Origin of the sequence: Chryseomicrobium palamuruense (assembly GCF_042649045.1) — a bacterium.
Lineage (GTDB): Bacteria > Bacillota > Bacilli > Bacillales_A > Planococcaceae > Chryseomicrobium > Chryseomicrobium palamuruense.
Genome location: NZ_JBHSEF010000026.1, coordinates 113716 through 138703, shown reverse-complemented (window position 1 = coordinate 138703; position 24988 = coordinate 113716). Strand labels below are relative to the sequence as shown.

Sequence of the window (24988 nt, the reverse complement as noted above, 5' to 3'; positions counted from 1 at the left end):
GTGGTCGGTCATTAAACGAATGCGAGTAATGCGCGGATTCCCACTACTGAAAGTGCTAGGAAAATACCAAGCGTGATGTATGTAGCCATACGTTGTGCACCGGGAGATTGTGTTATTCCCCAGGTTACGAGGAATGACCAGATACCATTTGCTAAGTGGAATGTTGCAGCAAGTACACCGGCAACGTAGAAAGCAAACATCCATGGATTCGCTAAAATTTCAGCCATCATGTTAAAGTCAGCTGTATCTGCACCAATTGCCACCTGCCAGCGCGTTTCATACACGTGCCATGCGATAAAGATGACAAGGAAGATTCCCGTAACACGTTGTGCAAAGAACATCCAATTACGGAATGTTGAGTAGCGGCTTGTGTTATTTTTTGCTGTGAACGCAATGTAGATTCCGTAAAATGCATGGAACATTAATGGTAGGAAAATAACAAAAATCTCAAGTGCATAACGGAATGGTAAGCTTTCCATAAAATGTGCTGCATCGTTGAAAGCTTGTTCACCTCGTGTTGCATAATGGTTCACGATCAAATGTTGCGTCAAAAACAGTCCTACAGGAATAATTCCTAGTAAGGAATGCAGTCGGCGCCAAAGAAATTCATTGTTTTTCGCCAAAATAGTTACCCCCCTCAAATTTTGCGATTGAATTATACGGCGATGTAGAATTCAATAGATTTGCCACAAATGATAGCGCTTTACGCGCTTGCAGCGTAGTTGTTGTTTAACATAACTATTGTACTCCCCTAAAATAGGTAGGTCAAGGTACGATAAGGTTGAGAATCTTTCTCAAACACTAGACACATCAAGGCTTTCGGTGAGGTTGTGTCTTTTTTCACATACGCATTGACGGTTTTGACATGCTATACTAATAGCGTGAAATTCGAAAGTGAGTGGTCCCTATGGAAGAAATAAAAGAAAAAAACGTTCCTGCCTTCGGGTATGAACTCATTCGTGATCATCTATTGTCTTCACTTCTTGGTAAACACGAGCAGGAAGTGCTGTATTGGTCTGGAAAAGACCTCGCCCGCAAGTTTCCTTGTCACTCCACGGAAGAGATTGAAGCTTTTTTCCAACAGGCCGGTTGGGGGAACCTGACATTACAGAAATATTCAAAAAATGAAGCTGTTTACCATTTAAATGAAACGCTGTTATCAGAATCACGCTCCAATCGTTGTTTCAAACTAGAAGCAGGGTTCTTAGCTGAACAATTGGAAATGATGAATGGTCGAATGACAGAGTGTGCAGATGACATTACATCAGTGGCAATCGTCTTTACGGCGAAATCAGAATAGCTGTTCTTTTTTAGTGTAATACGTAACCCGTAAGGTTTATAAAAATATGCTCATTTTCAGACAATTTTCGACATTTATGTTCACAGAATTGTAACGATTCTAAATAACTTAAGTGTCGAATATTTGAATTAACAACGAAAAAAGAGAGTAGACCGGATTGCATCTATGCAACGTCTACTCTCTTTATTAGTGAATGATGAAGATAGTTTATAAGACCAGAAAGTTCGCTAACACCTTCGCTTTTCTGAGGTCGCACCTTGGACTGTACGTGTTTCATCATGAAACTTTCCCAAAGCCTTCGCTTTCCGAAGCGAGAATCCCCGAGCCTCCTCCGGGTTACCCAAAGCTGCGCTTTGCTCCCCCGTGCGGGGTCTCGTGAATCCTCTGATGCTTCAGGAGTCTTCGCCTTTGGAAAAGTTTCATTCTCTGGAGAAATAATTATAGGAAACTTCTAAAAGTCTTAGGTTTTAGCTCACTTTATTCGATAGTAGCAATTTAAGAAATAACAATTTTTATAATTATATTCAAAGTTGGATGCCTAACGTGACCGTCGGAGTCTTTCAATCCGTCGGTCACTATACAAATTTTTGTCTCGTGTTTTTCAATTTGAGTTTTACACTTCCACTTCAAGCTCCGACAACTGAAACTCATCATGCAGTGCATTCGCAGCAGCAATCATGCGGTCCTGCGGCACAACAACCGAAACTTTGATTTCCGATGTGCTGACCATTTTTACCGGGACGTCTTCTTGACGCAGACGATCAAACATCTGAGCAGCTACCCCGGGATTCGATACCATGCCCGAGCCCACGATCGATACTTTCGCTAGACCCACTTCAAAATCTGCTACATGGAAGCCGAGTTCTGCTTTCCGCTCCTCAAGTACTTGAATCGCTTCTGACAATGACTCTTTCTTAATAGTAAAGGACACGGTTGGGCGAGTACCATCGACAATTGACTGTACGATAATGTCCACGTCAATATTGTGTTTGGCGAGCGTTGTAAAAATGAGTGCCAATGACCCGTTAAATGCCTTTTCGTAACTTATCGTTAAACGCACTACGTCCGATTCGAAAGCGACGCCGCGCACAATTAAATTAGACTCCATCGATGTTACCTCCTCAATCACTGTACCTTCTTCGTCCGACATGCTCGAACGGACGGTTAACGGGATTTTATAGTTCTTTGCGTACTCAACAGCTCGTGGATGCAAGACACCCGCTCCTAAGTTTGCCAATTCTAGCATCTCATCATATTCAATAGACTGTAGTTTTCGAGCTCCCTCAACGTACCGCGGATCGGATGTATACACGCCATCAACATCTGTATAAATGTCACAACGCTCTGCTCCGATGGCTGCAGCAATGGCAACCGCTGTCGTGTCTGAACCACCACGACCGAGTGTCGTAATCTCTCCGTCTTCCGTAATCCCTTGGAATCCAGCAGCGACTACGATATTGCCATCGTCGAGACGTGCTTTAATCTTTTCACCCTTTAGTGACACAATGCGCGCATTTCTGTGGACTTTTTCCGTTTGGAGTTCCGCCTGCCAGCCAGTCATAGATACAGCAGGATACCCTTGTGTTTCAAGTGCCATGGCAAGTAACGACATCGAGACTTGCTCCCCTGTTGAAAGCAGCATGTCCATTTCCCGCTTCGAAGGTGAGGAACTGATTTCTTCCGCAAGTTCTACTAGATGATCGGTCGTTTTGCCCATCGCCGATACAACGACCACGACGTGGTGTCCTAACTCGCGTTCACGAATGACTCGTGCCGCAACATTTCGAATACGTTCTACGGAACCTACAGAGGTCCCACCAAATTTCATAACTACAATTCCCATTCTCTTTTCTCCTCCGTCGTTCAGAAGGTACAAAAAAATGCTTTCCAGTAACGGAAAGCATTTAGTCCAACACGGTCAATTTTACCTGTCCATGTAAGATAGCCCTCCAGAATGTGTATTCTGACAATCTTGGGTTTGTTCAACACAAGACCAACAAAGAAAAGTAGCAGCTTCTCTTTATTTCGGCGATTGCCCCTTTCCGACTTTGTCACTGGACCTGCTGTCCTCGAAAGTCGTACTGTTGACGCTCGCACCTCTATCTTCACGTAATGTGAATATGAAATTGGTATTACTTTAACACACTAATTGGTTGGTGGCAAGGCATCTTCTGCTAATTTTTTCTGAATTGTGACTGCCAGCGCTTCCGGTAGACCTGCTTTAATAAAGTCTTCCGTCGATCCTGCTTTCATGTTTTTCACCGAACCAAAATGTTTCATCAGTTGCTGACGACGCTTTGGACCAATGCCCGGAATGGTATCGAGTACCGATTGAATCCCATGTTTCTGACGTTGCTGACGGTGGAAGGTAATTGCAAATCTATGGACTTCATCTTGAATGCGTTGCAACAAATAAAATTCTTGCGACGTTCGCTTTAGTGGAACCGGTACGGGTGGTTCACCAAATAATAACTCAGCCGTTTGGTGTTTTAAATCCTTCGCAAGTCCTGCAATCGGGATATCAAGACCAAGTTCATCTTCGAGTACTTCACGGGCAGATGACATCTGTCCCTTCCCTCCATCGATCAGAATCAAATCTGGAAGCGGAAGTCGCTCTTTCAACACACGTGTATAACGGCGACGAATGACTTCGCGCATCGCGCCGTAATCGTCATGTTTTTCTGCTGTTTTGGTTTTATACTTGCGATACTCTTTCTTCAATGGTTTCCCGTCTTCAAAGACGACCATGGCGGAAACCGGATCCGTCCCGTAAATATGAGAGTTATCAAAGGCTTCAATACGGCGTGGTGCGGGAATACCCATATGCATGCCGAGTTGTTCCACTGCACCAATTGTTCGGTCATCTTGACGTTCGACCAAATGGAACTTCTCACGAAGCGCTACTTCTGCATTATTGATTGCCAATTTAACGAGTTCTTTTTTCTTTCCTTTTTGTGGAACAAAGACACGAATATCGAGTAACTGTTGAATGATCTCGGCATCGACGTTTCCAGGAACCATGACTTCTTTCGGCTTAATATGAGACGACTGCTCATAAAAACGACCGATAAACGTGAGAAACTCTTCCTCTGGTTCTCCATAAATCGGGAATAAAGAAGCATCTCGTTCAATCAGTTTTCCTTGACGAATAAAAAATACTTGGACACACATCCAGCCTTTATCTACTGCATAGCCAAAGACATCGCGATTCGTAAAGTCGTTCATCTGCATCTTTTGTTTTTCCATTACGGTATCAATGTGCGCAATTTGATCTCGGTATTCTTTTGCACGTTCATACTCCATACTTTCTGCAGCAAGCATCATTTTCTTCTCAAGCTCGGAACGCACTTCTATATGTCCGCCGTTCAAAAACTTCGACACTTCATCAATCATAAACTGGAAATCTGAACGAGGAATGTCTTTTACACAAGGACCCAGACACTGACCAATATGATAGTAGAGACACAAGCGGTCTGGCATTTTAACGCACTTGCGAAACGGATAGATGCGGTCGAGCAATTTACGTGTCTCATTGGCTGCGTAAACATTCGGATAAGGCCCGAAATACTTGCCGTTATCTTTCTTAACAGTGCGCGTTGTGATCAGGCGTGGATAGGCATCACCTGTGATTTTTATATAGGGATAGGTCTTGTCATCTTTCAACATGACATTGTATTTCGGGTCATGTTTTTTAATTAAGTGAAGTTCCAGAATTAATGCCTCTAGATCAGAAGATGTCACGATGTATTCGAAGTCTTCGATATCTTGTACGAGTCGTTGCGTCTTTCCATTGTGCGTGCCTGTGAAATAGGAGCGGACACGGTTTTTAAGGACTTTCGCTTTACCTACATAGATAATCGTACCGCGACCATCCTTCATCAAGTAACAGCCCGGTTGTTCCGGAAGAATTTCACTTTTTTGTTTGACGAGTTCATTCATCGGATCACCTGCTTTCTGGATGAATGGTAAGCACGTACGGATGTTCGTATCGTATGCTTTAAAAAACCGGAATCCATGGGGACTCCGGTATGCCAATTTGATTAGGCGTGTTTGCTCACTAAGTTAGCTAAATTTTCTTTTGGTTGGTAGCCAATTACTTTATCTACTGGCTCTCCGTCTTTGAAAAGAATCAGTGTAGGAATGGACATCACGCCGTATTGGCTAGCAGTCGCTTGGTTTTCATCTACATCTAACTTGGTAATTTTCACTTTGTCAGAAAGTTCTCCATCTAATTCTTCAAGAACTGGAGCAATCATTTTACATGGACCACACCAAGGTGCCCAAAAATCAACTAACACTAAACCTTCTTGAATATCTTGTGCAAATGAAGCATCTGTTGTATGTGTAACTGCCATCATAATTCCTCCTTTACAATATCTACTAGTGATTATAACAAACAAAACCTGAACCTACTACTAATAAAACTCGGCTCTGAATTGAGCCGAGTTACATCATTATTTATTGATAACCGCTTTGAATTCTTCTGTCAACATTGGAATGACTTCGAATAAGTCTCCTACGATTCCGTAATCAGCTACTTTGAAGATGTTCGCTTCTGGGTCTTTGTTGATGGCAACAATAACCTTAGAGTTGGACATACCTGCTAAATGTTGAATCGCACCAGAGATACCTGCTGCAATATAAAGGTCAGGTGTAACAACTTTCCCTGTTTGACCAATCTGTAATGAGTAGTCGACATAGTCCGCGTCACAAGCTCCACGTGAAGCGCCCACTGCTCCTCCAAGTAAGTCAGCCAGTTCTTTTAATGGCCCGAAACCGTCCGCACTCTTCACACCACGTCCACCAGCTACAACTACTTTCGCTTCAGATAGATCGACGCCGTCAGTTGATTTACGAACGACTTCTTTGATGATTGTACGAAGGTTTGTGATATCTATAGAAAGCGAGCTCACATCTGCTGATTTTCCTTCTTCTCTTGCAAGTGGCGCAATGTTATTTGGACGAATCGTTACAAATTTCAATTCATCTTTAATCTTCACTTTTTCAAACGCTTTTCCAGAGTAGATTGGACGGACGAAGACTGCGTCTTCCCCTTCGCCTTTAATGTCTGTCACGTCAGACACTAAACCTACTTGTAGTTTAGCAGCAATTTTAGGTGATAGATCTTTACCTAGAGCTGTGTGTCCAAAAACAATTGCGTTCGGACTTTCTTGCTCGATTACCGCCAATAATGCTTGACCATATCCATCCGACGTATATTGTTTTAAGTGGGGATGTTCAACCGTAATGACACGGTCTGCTCCATACGCACCAAGTTCAGTTGGTAGACCTTGAACGGAATCGCCAAGTAACACGGCAGTGACCTCTCCGCCTCCTGCAATTTTCTTACCTGCTGCAATCGCTTCAAACGATACGTTACGTAACGCACCTTCACGAGATTCTGCTAATACTAAAACTTTGTTCGACATTCTATGTTCCTCCTTCATTCCTGTTGGTAAGAGTTTAAATGACTTTCGCTTCTGAACGTAGTAGTTGGACAAGTTCTTTTACTTGGTCTTGAAGATCGCCTTGTAACACTTTTCCAGCTTCTTTTTTCGGAGGAAGATAGATTTCAATTGTTTCTGTCTTCGCTTCAACATCGTCTTCATCGATATCTAGATCATCCAGCTCGATTTCTTCAAGAGGCTTTTTCTTCGCCTTCATGATGCCTGGTAGAGATGGGTAGCGTGGTTCGTTCAACCCTTGTTGAGCTGTTACTAGGAGTGGTAGCTTTGTTTCTAATTCTTCTGTATCCCCTTCAACGTCACGTTTAATTGAAACTGTTTCACCGTTGATATCAAGGTGCGTGATCGTCGTCACATAGTTAATCCCTAAAAGTTCAGCAACACGTGGTCCTACTTGGCCAGAACCGCCATCAATCGCTACGTTTCCAGCTAAGATCAAGTCCGCGTCTTTATCTTTTAAGAATTCAGCTAAAATGTGTGCGGCACTGAACTGATCCAGGTCTTCTACATCTTCTGTATTAATCAACACTGCTCTGTCAGCGCCCATTGCAAGTGCTGTACGCAGTTGTTTCTCTGCTTCTTCGTCGCCCATTGTGACAACTGTTACTTCTCCGCCATGTGCATCACGAACTTGAATCGCTTCTTCAATTGCATACTCGTCGTATGGATTAATGATAAATTCTGCACCATCTTCTTGGATATGTCCGCCAGAAACGACGATTTTTTCTTCTGTATCAAATGTACGTTTAACTAATACGTAAATGTTCATGAGTTTCCCTCCAAATAGTTATTTCCCTTTGAAAACTGGTTGGCGTTTTTCTAAGAATGCAGAGATTCCTTCTTTCGCGTCTTCGGATACGAAAACGGTTCCAAAAGATTGTGCTTCTGCTTCTACACCTTTATGGTACTGCTCGTGTTTCACATATTGAAGCATTTTAAGAGCAAATTTCACAGCAACCGGACTCTTCTGCGCCGTTTTCGAAGCAAGTTCTTGAACAAATGATTCTAGGTCTTCTTCTGCCACGGCATGATTAGCAAGTCCAAATTCAGCTGCTTGTTTCCCTGTAATGGGATCACTCGTCAACAGCATTTCTGTCGCTTTTGCAAGACCTACATAACGCGGAAGACGCTGTGTACCTGCAAATCCAGGTATTAAACCAAGTTGAAGTTCCGGAAGTCCAAGTTTCGCATTTTCTGTCACGATTCGCATATGACAGCTCATTGCAAGCTCAAGTCCTCCACCAAGTGCTGCCCCATGAATCGCTGCAATTACTGGTTTTGAAAATGTCTCGACACGCTCGAAAATATCTTGGCCATTCTTCGCAAGATCTGAGAACTCTTCGCCACTTGTAATCGATGTGAACTCTTTTATATCAGCACCAGCTGAAAAGAATCGTCCTTCCCCTTTTAACACGATGACGCGAACATTGTCATCAGACTCGACTTGATGTAACAGTTCATTGATTTCTAAAATCAAACCACGTGATAATGCATTGGCCGGTGGACGATTGATGGTAACTGTTGTTACGTAGTCCTTTGTTTCCCATGATAAAAACTCCACTGTATCACATCCCTTTGCTAAGCTTTTAATGCATTTAACAACAACCGATGCACTTTAGGTGCATTTGCCACCAGGTCATATTTGTATTCGTTCATCACCCATGTGGTGGTCGTTTCATCGATTGTACCAAAAACCATTTGTCTAGCTAAACGAATGTCCATATTTTTATCGAATTCTCCCTTATCAATACCTTCCTTTAAAATCGTATCTAAGAGAACAAGATAATTTTTAAGTACGGCATTGATTCGCAAACGCAAGGCAAGATTAGATTGACGGAGTTCTAGTTGCGTCACCGTGGCTAGATTACGATCATTCGATAGCACCATAAAATGATTTTCCACCATTTTATATAATTTCTCAGAAGCACTGATCGGTTCATCGATTATTTCCTTTAGTCGATCTGCAAACATCTCCATCTTTTCATCGAAAACAGAGATTAAAATATCTTCTTTGTTTTTAAAATACAAATAGATGGTCCCGTCTGCTACGCCCGCTTGCTTCGCGATTTTGGAGACTTGGGATTGGTGATACCCGTTCTCGGCAATCACAAGTATTGCTGCATCAATGATTTGTCGGTATTTAGGTTTTTCTTTTTTCATCTGCTCAACCCCAAAAATAAAAATATGAATGATGATTCATTCATATTTTTATAGTAGTATGATTTTTTTTAAATGTCAACTTGTTTGTACTTGTTTTAATTTTTCTTTCTCTTCTTCAATCAACGTACGACGAAGAATCTTTCCAACCGCTGTCTTCGGTAGTTCATCACGGAACTCATAGAACCGCGGAACTTTAAATGCCGCAAGTTTCGTCCGGCAATACGTATCCAAATCCTCTTCCGTTACATGGTGTCCTTCTTTCAGCACGATATAGGCCTTCACCGTTTCTCCGCGGTAGGGGTCTGGAATTCCTGCAACGACACACTCTTGAATCGCTTCGTGTTCATAAAGCACTTCTTCTATTTCTCGTGGATAGATATTGAAACCACCTGCGATGACCATATCTTTTTTACGATCCACCACATAGAAGTATCCATCTTCATCCATATAACCAAGGTCACCTGTTAGCAACCACCCATTGCGAATCGTCATAGCTGTTTCTTCTGGGCGGTTCCAGTAGCCTTGCATCACTTGTGGGCCACGCACGGCAATCTCTCCAACTTCTCCGACCGGAAGTGGTTCTGTGGAATCCATCTGGAATACAGCTGATTCTGTATCTGGCCATGGAATTCCAATTGACCCTTTCACACGCTTGTCTGTGTAAATTAAATTCGCATGCGTAACAGGCGATGTTTCCGTTAATCCATACCCTTCCACTAATCGTCCACCCGTCACCCGTTCAAATTTCTCTTGGATTTCGACCGGTAGAGCAGCGGATCCACTAATACATGCATTAATAGAAGAAAGATCGTATTTTTCTAAATTAGGTGAGTTCAGAATACCGATGTAAATTGTTGGCGCACCTGGGAATAACGTTGGTTTTTGTTTATCAATTGTTTTGAGAGCGGTTTCAACATCGAATTTCGGAAGCAAGATCATTGTATTTCCTTGCATCACCGACAACACAAGGACCGTCGTCATGCCGTATACATGAAAGAATGGGAGAATTCCTAAAACGCGTTCCTGACCGTCTTTGCATTCGTAGAGCCAATTTTTACACATTGTCACGTTGGATACTAAGTTCTTATGCGTTAACATAACCCCTTTAGGGAATCCAGTCGTTCCACCGGTATATTGAAGCATTGCTAAATCGTGATCTGCATCTATTTCTACGTTAATCGGTTCCGCTTTTGCAACCTTTATCACTTCTGTAAATAAATGATTTGCCCCGCGGTGTTCGACTTTCACAGAGAAGCCGTACTGCTTTTTCTGAATGAATGGATACACTAAATTTTTGGGGAATGGTAGATAATCTTTGATTCCTGTAATAATGAGATTTTCTAAATCGGTCTCATTCATGATTTTCGAAATGCGTGGATAGAGAATGTCTAGCGTGATGATCGCTTTTGCGCCTGAATCTTTCAATTGATACTGAGCTTCACGTTCCGTATAGAGAGGATTCGTCTGAACCACTACGCCTCCCGCATACAAAATTCCGTAATACGCTATGACACCTTGTGGACAGTTCGGAAGCATAATCGCCACTCGGTCCCCTTTTTCAATACCCAGTGTCTTCAAATAGTTTGCAAACTTGAGGGACGATTCATAGAGCTCCTCATAATTCATTTCTTTCCCCATGAAATGAATCGCCGTATTCTCAGGATACTTCTTTGCCGACCTCGTCAAAAACTCTTGAATAGGCACAGATTCATACATCAATGTTTGAGGAATTTGTTCTGGGTAGTGCTTGAGCCAAACTTTTTCTGTCATTTCATTACCCCCTTCATTCAAATAGCGTGAATATTCCTAACTTTAGTATATGAAAAAATGAATAGGTGTTCAATGAATTTCTACAGAAGTTTTATAATTTCATCAAAAAAATGACAAAAACCGCTTCAAAGAGCGGTCTTCTGTCATCGTAAAAATACATAATAGATACCGACTAAGATAAATAGAACGCTGACAACCAGCAGTACTTTTGCTAGTTTTTCCATGTTGTCCTCCTAGTTTGTAATACTTGCCCCAATGACGTAGGACAATCCAACGGATAGCACAAACGAAATCAACCCGACGGAACGATTGTCGTTTTCGATTTCCTGATCAACGTTAAAGGATGGCGTCAAAAACTCAAATAACCAGTACGCGATGATGAGGAGCGCAAACCCAAACGTTCCCCAGCCAATCATCTCAAGAAAACTGGCGTGTTTTTCAATTGAAAATCGAAAAATATTGGCTACCCCAAATATCTTTCCGCCTGTGGCCATCGCAACGGAGATATTTCCTTTCTTGATTTCTTCCCAGTTTTTATACTTGGTAACGAGTTCAAAGATGACCATCGCTACAATCAGACATAAGATGACGACACTAAAGTAACCCGCTGATTCCACAAGTGGGTGCGACCAGAATGCAAGTAATGTCATTACATTTCCCCTCTTCCCGAAACCCTATATTTTCATTCATTATTGTACCCTATACGGCTTAGTTCTTAAGAGGTTTCATAATTCCGTTACTTTAATTCGACCACGGTCACTCCGTACCCACCTTCGCCGGCTTCACCAAATCGGTAGCTCTTGACGCGGCGGTCTTTTTTCAACAGCGACTGTATTCCTTGACGAAGAGCACCCGTGCCTTTTCCGTGAATAATATTGACACGTGGATAGTTCGCTAGAACAGCGTCATCTAAATATTTCTCTGTACGGATGAGCGCATCCTCGTAGCGTTCACCGCGAAGGTCAAGCTCAAGCTTTACTCCACCCGCTGAACGACCTGCTACATTGTTCACAGAAACCATTTGTTTTTCTTTTTCCGGTTTCACAAATTCTAAATCACTTTCTGGTAGCTTCATTTTTAGGACACCAATCTGGACAGCCCATTCGGATTTGGAAACTTTCTCAAGCAGTACACCTTTTTGACCGAAAGAGAGAACTTTGACCTCGTCCCCCACTTGAAGGTTTTGCGCACGCTGCTTCTTTTGTTTCTCTTTCTTCAGTACCGGATTTGAAGGAAGTGCATCCTTGAGTCGTTTTCGAGCATCAATCAGTTCGTGTTCTTTCACGCCGACAGCTGCTTGCTTTTGCAGTTGGCGAAGTTCAGCAATCACAGACTCTGATTCACGCCTTGCGTCTTCCACTATTTTTTTCGCTTTATCTTTTGCTTTTTGTTCAAGTTGTTCTTTCTTTTGGTCATATGCTGCTAATCGTTCAGCGAGTTCTTTTTTCAGTTGTTCGGATTCTTCGAGCACACGCGCGGTTTCCATCGCGTCCTGCTCAGCTTGTTTACGACTTTCTTCTAAAGAAGCTATCATTGTATCGACTTCACTGCGGTCAGTACCTGTAAAGCTTTCCGCATGAGAAATAATGTGTCCTGGCAGGCCAAGGCGCTTTGAAATTTCGAACGCATTGCTTCGTCCTGGGACTCCTAGTAGAAGTTTATACGTCGGGCTGAGTGTCTCTACATCGAACTCCACACTTGCATTGATGACACCCGGACGGTTATAGCCGTATGCTTTTAATTCCGGATAATGAGTGGTTGCCATCACGCGTGCTCCACGTCCATGAACTTCATCCAAGATGGAGATGGCAAGTGCTGCTCCTTCTTGTGGATCCGTTCCAGCACCAAGCTCATCAAATAAGACAAGGGAGTGCTCATCAAATTTCTTTAAAATATCGACGATGTTCACCATATGAGAGGAAAACGTACTCAAGCTTTGCTCAATCGATTGCTCATCTCCAATATCTGCATACACGGATTCAAAGAGTGCCACTTCAGAACCATCGAGTGCAGGAATTGGAATCCCACTTTGGGCCATGAGTGTACAGAGTCCAACCGTTTTCAGTGTAACGGTTTTTCCTCCTGTATTCGGTCCTGTAATCACGACTGCGGTATGAGGGTCCCCGAATTCAATCGTGTTCGCGACCGCTTCATCCTTAGACAGGAGAGGATGACGCGCTTTAATAAGTCGGATACGCCCATCTGTATTGATTTCCGGACGTGTACATGCTTCCGCCGTACCGTACTTTGCTTTGGCAAAGATCGCATCGAGTTTCGCCATTGTTTTCACAAGATGGAACAAATCCGGTGCGATGGCTTCAACTTGAAGTGTCAGTTCTTTTAGAATCCGCTCAATTTCTTCTTGTTCTTTCACACGAAGGGCACGAGCATCATTGTTTAACTGGACAACGGCATTCGGTTCAATGAACAGCGTTTGACCGGATGACGACTGGTCATGGACGATCCCGCCGTAATGGCTACGGTATTCCGACTTCACAGGAATCACGTAGCGGTCATTTCGAATCGTTACGATTGAATCGGACAGCATTTTTGCTGCATTTTGACCACGGGTATAGCTCTCCAATTTTTCACGAATTCGCTGGACGGCTGTACGAAGTTGCGAACGAATGGAACGTAATGTTTGACTCGCCGAATCAAGGACGACCCCGTTCTCGTCGATGCAGTGATTGATCTCATGTTCCAGCTCCGTCAGAACCGGAAGCGATTCCGTGTAGTCATACAAGTTCACCACTGGAAAGTCTTCCGATTCGTTCACTTCTTCCATAAAACGGCGGATAATTTTACTTGCACGAATCGTCGATGCAATTTCCATCAGCTCCATCGCACTTAACACGCCGCCGATTTGCGCGCGTTTCGCATGGGGACGTACATCAAATAGCCCACCAAGAGGTACATTCCCCTTCACGCGAAGAACGGAGAGTGCTTCGTCGGTTTCATCTGTCCACTTCTGAACTTGTTCTAACGACGTCGATGGCGTCAGTTCTTCAATCATCGATTTTCCAACAGATGATGTTGTATACGTTTTTAGTTGTTCAATTATTTTTGGATATTCTAATGTTTTCAGCGCTTTTGCAGCAATCATGCGGGCGCCTCCTTACTTTTGTAAAGTCTCAAGGAACTTCTTCGGTTCCCATGTGTTGACGATCGTATCTTTTTTCAGCCACGCTTTTTGTGCGTGACGAACACCCACATCCATAAAGCGCAGGTGATCCAGATGATGGGCATCGGTATTGATAGCCACTTTTACACCGAGTTCTTGTGCGCGTTCTAACCAATTGACCGCAAGATCTAAGCGGTACGGGTTGGCGTTTAATTCGACAATCTTATCAAATTCTTTAGCCCACTGAAGAAGTTGCTCTACATCTGGGTCGTAGCCATTGCGTTCACCTACGATGCGCCCCGTAGGATGCGCTATCATATCGACATGTGGATTCGAAACGGCTGCATAGAGTCGTTCCATAATCTTTTCTTGTGGCTGTGAGAAACTGGAATGAATCGAAGCAATTACAAAATCCAGTTCTGCAAGTAGGTCATCATCGAAATCGAGTGATCCATCCGGTAAGATATCCATCTCTGTACCAGACAAAATATGAATGTCCGGATACTGCTTCTGAAGCTCTTTGATTTTCTGATTCTGCTCACGTAGACGTTCTGGTGTTAACCCATTAGCCACTCGCAGATAGCGTGAGTGATCCGTGATGACCATCAGTTGATAGTTTTTCGCGATACATCCTTCAATCATCTCTTCTAGAGAATGTGCGCCATCCGACCATGTCGTATGCATGTGTAGGTCTGAGATGATATCCTCAAGTTGAACAAGACCCTCGAGTTCATCAAGTCGGTCAAGCTCTTGTCCTGTTTCACGTACTGCAGGCGGGATGAAGGGTAAGTCGAAATCTGCATAAAATTCTGTTTCAGACGTATACGTCGTCACTGCCCCATTCTCTTTTTCGACGCCATATTCACTAATTTTCCAGTTACGTTCTTTCGCAAGTTGTCGCATACGAATATTATGGTCTTTAGAGCCTGTAAAATGATGAAGTGTCGATGCGAACTCTTTTTCACTGACAAACCGGAAGTCAATATCGACACGTTCTGGCTTCGCTAGAGCGACAGACATTTTCGTGTCGCCGTCTGCAATCATTTCTTCAATATCCAGTGTAGATTTCAGTACCTCTTTCACAGCTTGCACATCAGTTGTTGCAATGACAAAATCCAGGTCTTTGCTCGTCTCTTTTGTACGTCTGAATGACCCCGCCACAGAAGCGTTTTGAACACTTTTATGACCTTTCAAAAGCAGTTCCAAGCTCTCGACAATCGGCTCGAGTTTCCAAACTGGGTAACGGTCCGGACGTGATGCCAGTTGTTCCAGCTCTTTTAAAATCTTTTCTTCCGTTTTCGCTCCGAAACCAGCGAGTTTTTGCACTTCATTCTTTTCACACGCATCTTTCAACTGATCTAGTGTTTCAATTCCAAGTTCCGCGTAGAGTTTCGCAATTTTTTTGCCGCCCATACCTGGAAGTTGCAACATTTCAACAAGACCCTCAGGAACTTGCTCTTCAAGCTCCATTAATAATGTGGATTCTCCCCTATCAAGTAAATCTGTGATGACACCACCTGTTGCCGCACCGATGCCTTTCAATTTAGTTGGATCGTCCATTTCAGAAAGACTTCGTGAATCGAGCTCAAGTGTCTGCGCAGCTTTTCGAAATGCACTCACTTTAAACGGATTTTCCCCTTGTAACTCCATAAGTAAAGCAATGCGTTCTAATGTACGTATGATTGTTTTTTTATCCATAGGTAAGACCCCTTTCCAGCGTGTAAGCAACAAAAACTTCTCCCAGCATGTCGAGAGAAGTTTTTGGGTGCGTTATGTTGTACGATTCTCTTGGTAAATATACCACCAGTTTTTTACGGCTTCTGATAAGTATGGTGTGCTCTCTATAATAAAGTTCGCCAGTCCGGATTCGGAAATGGCTGCTTGCATGAAGTCCGCCGGTAGTAAGGCTAAAATGTATAGGAAGACGAATAAGAGGAAATACATTTCAATGAATCCTAGTATGGCTCCGACAATGCTGCTAATCGGCCCGAGGACAGGTAAAAACTTTAAAAAATCGAACATGGATGCGACGATTTGTAGTGCGAATTTAACAACAAAGAAAATAAGTGCAAATGCTATAATGCGGTAAAACGTTTGATCCAAGTCCAGTGTTTCTACAGCAATCGACAGCTGGGAATTCGTTGTAATGGCTGGGAATGGAATCCACAGCACAAATTTTTCTGCGAGTGATTTGTAGTAGGTAAATGCGACAATGAGTGCCACAATAAATCCGACCATGTGGATGAGTTGAACAATCAGGCCACGTTTGGCCCCAACAATCAACCCTCCAATTAAAATAATCAGTATAATGATATCAACCATTTAGACCGCCCTTTATCTGTTTCAATTCCTGTTCTAGTTGCTCCACTTGCTCTTTTACTTTTAAATAATCATGCATGGTATTGACCGCTGTAAGTACGGCTAACTTTGCAGTATCCAGACTGGGATTGGCACTTTGAATCTCGCGCATTTTGTCATCGACCATGGTCGCCACTAGTCGCATATGACCTGCCGATTCATATCCCGCCATTTTATATGTATTCCCGTAAATGTCTACGGACACGCGTGTAATTGTTTGATCTGACAAAGAAAAGCCCTCCTCAGAAAATCCTAACTATTATGATACCATGAAGTGAAGAGAGATGGAAAGAAAGGAACATATCAAATGTCAAACATGGTTATACAACCTTCAAATGAACAATTGGATGCAATAAAAAAAGAATACGCACACGCTTCGGTCTCTAAATTAGCACCAGGCATGATTTTTGCTGCCGTCTTACCGGACGTCCGGGTCAGTATGTACAAATCCGGAAAAGTGATGTTTCAAGGAAGTGGAGCAGTAAGGGAAGCGGAGAAGTGGGAAGCAGCAAGGTCGTCTGGTACTTATGAGACACCTACACGCTCTTCACTTTTACCAGAAGGATTTGCTATGAAGTCCGTCTTAGGCTCGGATGAGACGGGGACGGGTGATTTCTTCGGTCCCATTACGGTCGCAGCTTGCTACATCTCGAGGGATCAAATCGCACTTGCTCAGGAACTTGGATGTAAAGATTCGAAGCAACTAAACGATACACTGATCCGCAAGATCGCTCCGGACATTAAAGCGGCCTTCCCACACAGCATCCTTGTCCTTCCAATGGATAAGTACAACAAGGCAACGGATAAAAAATGGTCACAAGGAAAAATCAAAGCGTTACTCCACAATCAAGCCCTGAAACATGTCTTACGTAAAATGGCTCCTAAGAAACCAGAAGCCATCCTAATTGACCAGTTTGCGGAGAAAGGCATCTATTACCGCCACATTGCAGAAGAACTTGAAATCATACGTGAAGATGTCTACTTCGCGACAAAAGCAGAAGGTCTTCATGTCTCAGTTGCGGCAGCATCTATTTTAGCGCGCTACGCATTTTTGGAGGAGATGGATACGTTGTCGGAGTCAACGGGTGTAATGATTCCGAAAGGAGCTGGGGCGAAAGTCGATGAAGTAGCTGCACGCATCATCCAGAAAAAAGGGGTAGATTATTTACGCACAATCACGAAAGCTCACTTTGCCAATACGCAAAAGGCGGTGAAACTAGCGGGCGTGAAGAAGTAAATAAGTATTTTGATGTGAGGAATGAAATGTCTCGGAAATATGGTCCAATATGACGTGACAACGATTGGAATGTCCCGAAAAGCATAGGAAATGTCCCGGAAATTTCTAAACGTCTCGAAACGGTTTTGAAATGTCTCGGAAACCTCCTTAAATGTCTCGGAAACTTTGTATAATGTCCCACTCGCCTCTTACAACTTTTATAAAATTACAAAACGGGTGACCCATGCAACTATTCACATGGGCACCCGTTATTTTTTTCACCTATGAAATTACCCGCGCAATTCCGCTTGTACTTCTTCTGCAAGGGCTTTAACGACTTTATCGTGTGCTTTCACGACTTCTTCGTCCGTCAATGTGCGTTCTGGGTCTTGGTACGTAATCGAGAAGGCGATGGATTTCTTATCCTCTGCCATCTTCTCTCCCTGGTACAAGTCGAACAAGCGCACAGATGTTACGAGACGGCCACCATTTGCACGAATGATGGACTCAAGTGTCCCAGCTGGAACTGCGCGTTCCACTACTAGTGCGATATCACGTGTAATCGCTGGGTAACGGGACACTGGCGTATAGGCGATAGTTGGTAACGCATCCGCTGTTAAAGCGACTAAGTTTAACTCGAATACATAGGTTTCTTTCAAGTCTAAGCGCTTCTGTTCATTAGGATGTAACTGGCCGATAAAACCGACTTGTGCATTACCTAAATGAATCGTTGCTGTGCGACCTGGGTGCATCCCCTCGATCTTCGCTTGTGTGTACGAGAGCTCCACGCCAAGTTTTGCAGCAAGTGCTTCAACAATCCCTTTAACAGCGAAGAAATCAACTGGTTTCTTCTCGCCTTGCCATGCGTGGTCGACCCAAAGTCCTGTCACCACACCTGCAACGTGCTCAATCTCATGAGGTAGTTCATCTTGACCTTGATCAAGGAACACAGAACCCACTTCATATAAAGCTACGTTTTCCACACGACGCGCGGTGTTATAACTCGCTGCTTCTACTAGGTGTGGGATCAAACTTTGACGAAGCGTACTACGCTCTTCGGACATTGGCATCAATAGTTTCGTCGTATCCGCTGTATACATCGTATATTTCTGCGACTGTTCTTCTGATGTTAATGAGTAGGTAGTTGCTTGGTAGAGGCCTGCACCTTCAAGTGTTTGGCGCACTAAGCGACGTTTTGCTTGATAAGAAGATAAACTACCTGCTTGACTTGCCCCTTCCGGAAGGGTCATTGGAATGCGGTCATACCCATACATACGCGCAATTTCTTCTACGATATCTTCTGGAATGACGATATCTTGGCGACGTGTCGGTGCGGCGATATAGAACAGACCGTTCGCCACTTCAAATGGGAATTGAAGGCGAGTTAGAATCTGTTGCATCTCATCAAATGAAATCTTCATTCCAAGACGCTCATTCACGAAGTCCGGAGAAACGATGACTTGTTTCGGTGATTTGTCGAGTTCGTCTGCGACAAGACTTCCTTTTAATACCTCACCACCTGCCAGTTCAGCTAGAAGACCTGCAGCACGTTCCGCAGCTGCTTCCACACGGTTCGGGTCGACCCCTTTTTCAAAACGTGCAGAGGCATCTGACCGAAGGCCAAGCTCTTTTGAAGTTTGACGGATAAATGAACCTGAGAAGTACGCAGACTCAATAACAACTGTCGTTGTGCCGTCATGCACTTCACTGTTTGCCCCACCCATAACTCCTGCTACAGCCACGGGCTCTTGTCCATTAGTGATGACGAGATCAGTCGATTTTAATGTACGCTCTTGATCATCCAGTGTCGTGATTTTTTCACCTTCAGCTGCCATACGAACTACGATTTTATTCGTCTCAAGGCGGTCATAATCAAAGGCGTGAAGCGGTTGCCCGTACTCCATTAAGATATAGTTCGTCACGTCAACTACGTTATTGTGTGGGCGAACGCCTGCCGCCATCAAACGATTTTGTAACCATAATGGAGATGGTCCGACTTTGACGTTTTGCACAACTTTCGCGACATACAATGGATTGGCATCTGTTGCTTCGACTTCAAGTGCAAACACATCAGATGCTTTCTTCGATACAGGTGTATATGAAATCTCAGGAAGGTTTATTTCTTTATTCAAAATAGCTGCTACTTCATAAGCGACACCGAACATACTCATTGCATCCGCACGGTTTGGCGTCAAGCCAAGTTCAAGCACCGTGTCATATAATGAAAGATACTCGAGTGCATCTTGACCAGGTTCTGCGTCACTTGGCAACACAAAAATCCCATCTACGTATGCTTTCGGAACCGTCTTCCCTTCAATCCCCAGCTCTTGTAAAGAACAGATCATTCCGTTTGATTCTTGGCCGCGAAGCTTTGCTTTTTTAATCTTAAAGCCACCAGGTAATCTTGCTCCAGGTACGGCTACGATGACTTTTTGTCCTGCGTCCACATTCGGGGCACCACAGACGATTTGAGAAATCTCGCCTCCGCCAATGTCGACTTGACAAATATTTAACTTATCCGCTTCCGGGTGTTTCTCTTTTGAAACGACATGTCCAACAACCACATTTTTCATGTCCTGCGCACGCATCTCAATCCCATCAACTTCAATTCCAGAACGTGTGATTTTTTCTGCAAGCTCAATTGGGTCTTGTCCTTGAAGATCCACATATTCAGCTAACCAATTTAAAGAAACTAACATCGTGTCTTCACCTTACCCTTCACTGCGTTCAAACTGTTGTAAGAAACGCATGTCGTTTGTATAGAAATGACGAATATCCTCAACGCCATATTTCAGCATGGCAATTCGTTCTGCTCCAATCCCAAATGCAAATCCAGAAACTTTCTCTGGATCATATCCAGCCATACGAAGCACGTTCGGGTGTACCATTCCGGCACCTAAAATCTCAATCCAGCCAGTGCGCTTACATACGGAACATCCGGAACCGCCACATTTGAAACAGGAGATATCCATCTCGACAGATGGCTCTGTGAACGGAAAGAAACTTGGACGCAGACGAATTTCACGGTCTTGCCCAAACATCTTTTTCCCGAGTAAATCAAGCGTTCCCTTTAGGTCCGTCATGCGAATGTTTTCGCCAATGACGAGACCTTCGATCTGCATGAACTGATGCGAGTGCGTTGCATCGTCATTGTCACGACGGAATACTTTTCCTGGACAGATGATACGAATCGGCTCGCCTTGTTTCTTCTCCATTGTGCGCGCTTGTACGGGAGATGTATGAGTACGAAGAAGCAACTCTTCCGAAATATAGAACGAATCTTGCATGTCACGAGCTGGATGCCCTTTTGGTAAGTTCAGTGCTTCGAAGTTGTAGTAGTCTTTTTCTACTTCCGGCCCTTCCGCAATCTCGTAGCCCATACCAATAAATAAGTCTTCAATTTCTTCAATGACTTTCGTAAGGGGATGATGATTTCCAATTTGGACTGGACGACCTGGTAAAGTCACGTCAATGGATTCATTGGCGAGTTGCGCCTCTACAGCCTGTGCTTCTAAATCTGCCATTCGTGCTTCTAAAACTTCGGTTACCTCTTGGCGCACTTCATTGACTAGAGCCCCCATTTTCGGACGTTCCTCTGCAGGCAATTTTCCCATGCCTTTCAATAAGTCCGTGATGGGTCCTTTTTTCCCTAAATACGCAACGCGGACATCATTTAATTCTTTCACAGATGCAGCAGCTGAAATCTTCTCTAAAACTTCCTGCTTCAGGACAGTTAATTGCGCTTCCATTGATTCTTCCTCCTTTTTTAAACAACAAAAAACCCGCCCCAAAAAGGGACGAGTTCTCATCGCGGTACCACCCTAGTTATCATGCCGAAGCATCATCACTCAAACGAATAACGGCTCGGAACCGGCCACCTTTACATTTCTGGTCCAAGTGGCAGCTACCTGGGGTGAACTTCTAAGAAGTGAATGGGAAGCGGTCTCAGTCATGCCGCATTCTCCCTATAGCCATTCGCATCTTCTTATACTTTTCCCGGTCATTGCTTTTGTATTTTCATCCCTCATTATACGAGGAGCGCAGCGAATGTTCAAGCTTTTTCAGCGAAATGGTACAACAGAATACCTGTCGCCATCGCCACGTTCAAGGACTCGGCTTTCCCGTAAATTGGAATCTTCACTTTGGCATCCACTTGCTCGAGAAGTTGTGGTTGAACACCGCTTCCCTCGTTCCCCATAATAAACGCCATTTTCTCCGTCATACTCACATCTCTGTAGTTTGATGCCCCTTGTAATGACGTTCCTAAAATCGCAAAGTGATGATCCGCAAGTTGGTTGACCCACTCACTCAAATCCCCTTTTAACACCGGAAGATGGAAAGTTGACCCTTGTGCCGAGCGCAGCGTCTTCGGATTGTACGCGTCCGCAGAACCTTTTCCTAAAATCACAGCATCTACGCCAGCAGCGTCTGCCGTGCGAATCATCGTACCCACATTGCCTGGGTCCTGCACAGCATCAATCAGTAGTACACGTCTCCACTCTGCCGAATTTACTTTCATTTGAGGAAGCGCGCAATGTGCGAAAATTCCTTGCGTATGCTCTGTGTCTGTCAGTTCCTCGACGATTTCCGGACTGATTTCTAGAACTTCTATGCCATCTATATTCCATGTATGTGGAATCGAGGCATAATCACTTAGCATGATATGTTTAACCATTCCTGGAACCCGGATGGCCTCTTCTACTAAATGCATTCCTTCTACAACGAACTCATTCGTTTTGTCGCGTTCCTTCCGAACGGTAATCAATTTTTTCCAATGTTTTACGAGTGCATTTCCCGTGGATTCTAATCGTTTCATAGCAGCCCTCTACTTTTTTTCTTTCAGTGTACCATAAAGATTTGTATAAAAAGGGTTATCAGAATTCATACTGATTAAGGAAAAGGAGGAATGAAAATGTCATTTCAAATCAGACAAGCGATTGCAACCAGTGTCGCGGGCTCCGATGCGCAAGAGATCTATGCCATGGTCGATGATGCTATTGAAAAAGGAGACGAACACTTCTTACCCGGACTTGGCGTATTTTTTGAACAGTGGTGGCAATCCGCAGAACCACACCTTAAACAAGATGCCGTCGAACTAATTGCCCAAAAATTTACCCATTAAAAAAGTGGCCCAGCGTCTCCCGGGCCACTTTTATGTAGGTAACCTCGCCGTGCCCTCTGGCACAAGCGAACCTCTAAAACAAATTGTCGGACGTCTGCCTATATTTGTCTTTACATAACCGATGCAAGTACTGCTTTTTGTGCATGCAGACGATTTTCCGCCTGCTGAAATACATACGAATTCGGTCCATCAATAATGGCTGCCGTCACTTCTTCCTCACGGTGTGCGGGCAGGCAGTGTAGGAAAGTGAAATCTGCTTTTGCATGCGCAGCAAGTTCTTCATTCACTTGATACGTGGCGAACGCTTCAAGTCGAGCTTGAGATTCCTCTTCTTGTCCCATTGATGTCCACACATCCGTATAAATACAATCTGCATTTTGGACGGCTTCTTTTGCCTCATTGAACACTGCATAAGAACCACCATTCGTTATCGCCAGCTTGGAGATCTCTTCAGAAATCCACTCCACCGGCTCATACCCCGGAGGTGTAGCAATGCGGACATGCATCCCCATGTGCGCTGCTCCAATCGCTAACGAGTGCGCCACGTTGTTACCATCGCCTACATACGTTAGTATTAGTCCCTTGAGCGCCCCTTTTAGTTCTTGAAGCGTAAGTAAGTCTGCAAGCGCCTGACAGGGATGGAAAAGGTCCGTCAGACCATTGATTACAGGAATGCTTGCATGGTCCGCAAGCTCTTTCACCATTTCATGTGAATTTGCACGGATCATGATGCCGTCGAGATAGCCAGATAATACTTTCGCTGTATCTGCTACACTCTCTCCTCGTCCAATTTGCAGATCACGCGAATGCATAAACATACCATTTCCACCTAATTGTTTAATTCCTACTTCGAAGGAGATACGGGTACGCGTGGAATGCTTCTCAAAAATCATGCCCAACGTCTTGCCCTCAAGTAACGGTGGACATTTTCCTTCCTTCGTTAAAAACTTTAGATTTGTCGCTAAATCTAATAGATCTTTTACTTCGTCTGATGTGTAATCAAGAAGCGTTAACAAGTCACGTCCCTTTAAACTTTCCACTGGTTTGCAATTCACCCATTCCAGCAACTTCATATCCGCCATCCCCTTTAAATGTATATTCATGTAATATATATTATAAATATTCATAAAGGTGTATGTCAATGCATGAAAATAAAAATTAAACAAAATGAGTTCACAAAGTTGCTACATTATATTTATAGAGTTCTTCGTGAATGAACACTATTAACAAAGAGACGAAAGCCACTCAAGAGTTATTGTTTCTTGTTGAAGAAAAGTCATCTAAAGTTAGTTAATCCATCTCATTACAACAAAACCTTCCCCAGAAACTGAGGAAGGCTAAGGTACTTAGTTGAATTTTAAGTTTTCGACTGTGTCTGCGTCTAATTTCTTGATAACTTCTACAATCAATTTTACTGCATTCTCGTAATCATCACGATGCAAGATTCCTGCGTGTGAGTGAATGTAACGAGTAGCGACACCGATAGCTACAGCTGGTACACCGTTCATCGTTAAGTGGATAGCACCTGCATCTGTCCCTCCGCCAGCAATGGTTTCGAACTGGTACGGGATTCCTGCTTCGTCCGCCGTATCGACGACTAGATCACGCAATCCTTTGTGAGAGACCATAGATGCGTCAAATAAGACGATTTGTGGGCCATCTCCCATTTTTGAATTTGATTCTTTAGCCGTAACCCCTGGTGTGTCCCCAGCGATACCGACGTCGACTGCAAAGGCGATGTCTGGCTGAACTCTCATCGCTGCTGTTCTCGCACCGCGCAGACCTACTTCTTCTTGAACTGTCCCTACGCCGTATACTGTGTTTGGATGCTCAGTATCTTTCAAGCCTTTTAATACATCGATTGCAATGGCGCAACCAATACGGTTATCCCATGCTTTAGCTAAAAGATGTTTTTCATTGTTCATCACATGGAACTCGAAATAAGGTACAATCATGTCCCCTGGTAATACGCCCCACTCCATCGCTTCTTCTTTTGAAGAGGCACCAATATCGATGAACATCTCTTTGATATCGACTGGTTTTTTGCGAGCTTCTGGTGAAAGAATATGAGGAGGTTTTGAACCGATGACCCCTGTAATCTCTCCTTTTTTACGCGTTACAACAGTCACACGCTGAGCAAGCATAACTTGGTTCCACCAACCACCAACTGGTTGGAAGAATAAAAATCCTTTGTCATCAATACGAGACACCATAAACCCGACTTCGTCTAAGTGACCCGCGACCATGATTTTCGGACCGTCTGCTGAACCGGATTTTTTAGCAATCAAGCTACCTAAATTATCGTAGCTGACTTCATCCGCAAAAGGAGTTATGTATTTTTCCATAACCTCACGCGCTTCGCGCTCGTTGCCAGGTATTCCTTTGGCATCAGTTAAATCTTTTAACATGGTTAATGTTTCATCTAGCTTCGTCATTATTTCGACCTCCTAAGCAATCTATCCTTATTATACGAAAA

The 24988-nt window shown here is 43.7% G+C and carries 22 protein-coding genes, 1 riboswitch and 1 other annotated feature; of the genes, 3 read left to right on the top strand and 19 right to left on the bottom strand.

Features of this window, described 5'->3' with window-relative positions; genetic code table 11:
• Positions 1-11: 11 nt before the first annotated feature.
• Positions 12-623: a succinate dehydrogenase cytochrome b558 subunit gene (locus ACFO0S_RS13030; RefSeq protein WP_378142534.1), complete on the bottom strand. Its 612-nt coding sequence runs from the start codon at positions 621-623 to the stop codon at positions 12-14.
• Between the two features lie 284 nt (positions 624-907).
• Here ACFO0S_RS13030 and ACFO0S_RS13025 point away from each other — a divergent pair, with 284 nt between their 5' ends.
• Complete coding sequence (locus ACFO0S_RS13025) at positions 908-1300, top strand: YslB family protein (protein ID WP_378142533.1); 393 nt, start codon at positions 908-910, stop codon at positions 1298-1300.
• A 613-nt stretch (positions 1301-1913) separates the two neighbouring features.
• On the opposite strand, the gene ACFO0S_RS13020 is transcribed toward ACFO0S_RS13025, so the two are convergent.
• From ACFO0S_RS13020 to zapA, 13 genes are all read right to left on the bottom strand, one after another.
• Positions 1914-3143 carry an aspartate kinase gene (locus ACFO0S_RS13020; RefSeq protein WP_378142532.1) on the bottom strand — a complete coding sequence of 410 codons (1230 nt, stop codon included), beginning with the start codon at positions 3141-3143 and terminating at the stop codon, positions 1914-1916.
• A 91-nt stretch (positions 3144-3234) separates the two neighbouring features.
• Positions 3235-3410: riboswitch (Lysine riboswitch) on the bottom strand.
• A 35-nt stretch (positions 3411-3445) separates the two neighbouring features.
• Positions 3446-5239: an excinuclease ABC subunit UvrC gene (uvrC, locus tag ACFO0S_RS13015; RefSeq protein ID WP_378142531.1), complete on the bottom strand. Its 1794-nt coding sequence runs from the start codon at positions 5237-5239 to the stop codon at positions 3446-3448.
• A 101-nt stretch (positions 5240-5340) separates the two neighbouring features.
• The gene (gene trxA / locus ACFO0S_RS13010) at positions 5341-5655 is read right to left on the bottom strand and encodes a thioredoxin (protein WP_378142530.1); all 315 of its coding nucleotides are present in this window, start codon (positions 5653-5655) and stop codon (positions 5341-5343) included.
• 99 nt (positions 5656-5754) lie between these two features.
• The gene (locus ACFO0S_RS13005; RefSeq protein ID WP_378142529.1) at positions 5755-6729 is read right to left on the bottom strand and encodes an electron transfer flavoprotein subunit alpha/FixB family protein; all 975 of its coding nucleotides are present in this window, start codon (positions 6727-6729) and stop codon (positions 5755-5757) included.
• Positions 6730-6763: 34 nt separating this feature from the next.
• Entirely contained in the window at positions 6764-7534 is a 771-nt protein-coding gene (locus ACFO0S_RS13000; protein ID WP_378142528.1) for an electron transfer flavoprotein subunit beta/FixA family protein, read from the bottom strand.
• 18 nt (positions 7535-7552) lie between these two features.
• Positions 7553-8326, bottom strand: a complete 774-nt coding sequence (locus ACFO0S_RS12995; RefSeq protein ID WP_378142527.1) for an enoyl-CoA hydratase — start codon at positions 8324-8326, stop codon at positions 7553-7555.
• A gap of 17 nt (positions 8327-8343) precedes the next feature.
• Positions 8344-8925, bottom strand: a complete 582-nt coding sequence (locus ACFO0S_RS12990) for a TetR/AcrR family transcriptional regulator (RefSeq protein WP_378142526.1) — start codon at positions 8923-8925, stop codon at positions 8344-8346.
• Between the two features lie 75 nt (positions 8926-9000).
• On the bottom strand, positions 9001-10695 hold the full coding sequence (locus ACFO0S_RS12985; protein ID WP_378142525.1) for a long-chain-fatty-acid--CoA ligase: 1695 nt from the start codon (positions 10693-10695) through the stop codon (positions 9001-9003).
• 233 nt (positions 10696-10928) lie between these two features.
• Positions 10929-11345, bottom strand: a complete 417-nt coding sequence (locus tag ACFO0S_RS12980) for a DUF350 domain-containing protein (RefSeq protein WP_378142524.1) — start codon at positions 11343-11345, stop codon at positions 10929-10931.
• A gap of 86 nt (positions 11346-11431) precedes the next feature.
• Positions 11432-13798 (bottom strand): endonuclease MutS2, encoded by a 2367-nt coding sequence (locus tag ACFO0S_RS12975; RefSeq protein ID WP_378142523.1) that lies wholly within the window; start codon positions 13796-13798, stop codon positions 11432-11434.
• A gap of 12 nt (positions 13799-13810) precedes the next feature.
• Positions 13811-15514, bottom strand: coding sequence for a DNA polymerase/3'-5' exonuclease PolX (gene polX / locus ACFO0S_RS12970; RefSeq protein WP_378142522.1), 1704 nt, complete (start codon positions 15512-15514; stop codon positions 13811-13813).
• Positions 15515-15586: 72 nt separating this feature from the next.
• Complete coding sequence (locus ACFO0S_RS12965) at positions 15587-16138, bottom strand: CvpA family protein (protein WP_378142521.1); 552 nt, start codon at positions 16136-16138, stop codon at positions 15587-15589.
• Complete coding sequence (gene zapA / locus ACFO0S_RS12960) at positions 16131-16403, bottom strand: cell division protein ZapA (RefSeq protein WP_378142520.1); 273 nt, start codon at positions 16401-16403, stop codon at positions 16131-16133. Before zapA ends, ACFO0S_RS12965 begins: the two co-directional genes overlap by 8 nt.
• 78 nt (positions 16404-16481) lie before the next feature.
• Here zapA and rnhC point away from each other — a divergent pair, with 78 nt between their 5' ends.
• Positions 16482-17411, top strand: coding sequence for a ribonuclease HIII (gene rnhC / locus ACFO0S_RS12955; protein ID WP_378142519.1), 930 nt, complete (start codon positions 16482-16484; stop codon positions 17409-17411).
• A 269-nt stretch (positions 17412-17680) separates the two neighbouring features.
• Here rnhC and pheT read toward each other — a convergent pair whose 3' ends face one another.
• The 3 genes from pheT to ACFO0S_RS12940 all read right to left on the bottom strand — a co-directional run bounded on the left by pheT (position 17681) and on the right by ACFO0S_RS12940 (position 22206).
• Positions 17681-20089: a phenylalanine--tRNA ligase subunit beta gene (gene pheT, locus ACFO0S_RS12950; RefSeq protein ID WP_378142518.1), complete on the bottom strand. Its 2409-nt coding sequence runs from the start codon at positions 20087-20089 to the stop codon at positions 17681-17683.
• A gap of 12 nt (positions 20090-20101) precedes the next feature.
• Positions 20102-21139 carry a phenylalanine--tRNA ligase subunit alpha gene (gene pheS / locus ACFO0S_RS12945; protein WP_378142517.1) on the bottom strand — a complete coding sequence of 346 codons (1038 nt, stop codon included), beginning with the start codon at positions 21137-21139 and terminating at the stop codon, positions 20102-20104.
• A 41-nt stretch (positions 21140-21180) separates the two neighbouring features.
• Positions 21181-21403 (bottom strand) — a binding site (T-box leader).
• Positions 21404-21441: 38 nt separating this feature from the next.
• A complete protein-coding gene (locus tag ACFO0S_RS12940; RefSeq protein ID WP_378142516.1) occupies positions 21442-22206 on the bottom strand; it encodes a TrmH family RNA methyltransferase in 765 nt (254 codons plus the stop codon).
• Between the two features lie 96 nt (positions 22207-22302).
• Here ACFO0S_RS12940 and sspI point away from each other — a divergent pair, with 96 nt between their 5' ends.
• Positions 22303-22512 carry a small acid-soluble spore protein SspI gene (gene sspI, locus ACFO0S_RS12935; RefSeq protein ID WP_378142515.1) on the top strand — a complete coding sequence of 70 codons (210 nt, stop codon included), beginning with the start codon at positions 22303-22305 and terminating at the stop codon, positions 22510-22512.
• Positions 22513-22622: 110 nt separating this feature from the next.
• Here sspI and argF read toward each other — a convergent pair whose 3' ends face one another.
• Positions 22623-23585, bottom strand: a complete 963-nt coding sequence (gene argF / locus ACFO0S_RS12930; RefSeq protein WP_378142514.1) for an ornithine carbamoyltransferase — start codon at positions 23583-23585, stop codon at positions 22623-22625.
• Positions 23586-23858: 273 nt separating this feature from the next.
• The gene (locus ACFO0S_RS12925; protein WP_378142513.1) at positions 23859-24947 is read right to left on the bottom strand and encodes a M42 family metallopeptidase; all 1089 of its coding nucleotides are present in this window, start codon (positions 24945-24947) and stop codon (positions 23859-23861) included.
• Positions 24948-24988: the final 41 nt, after the last annotated feature.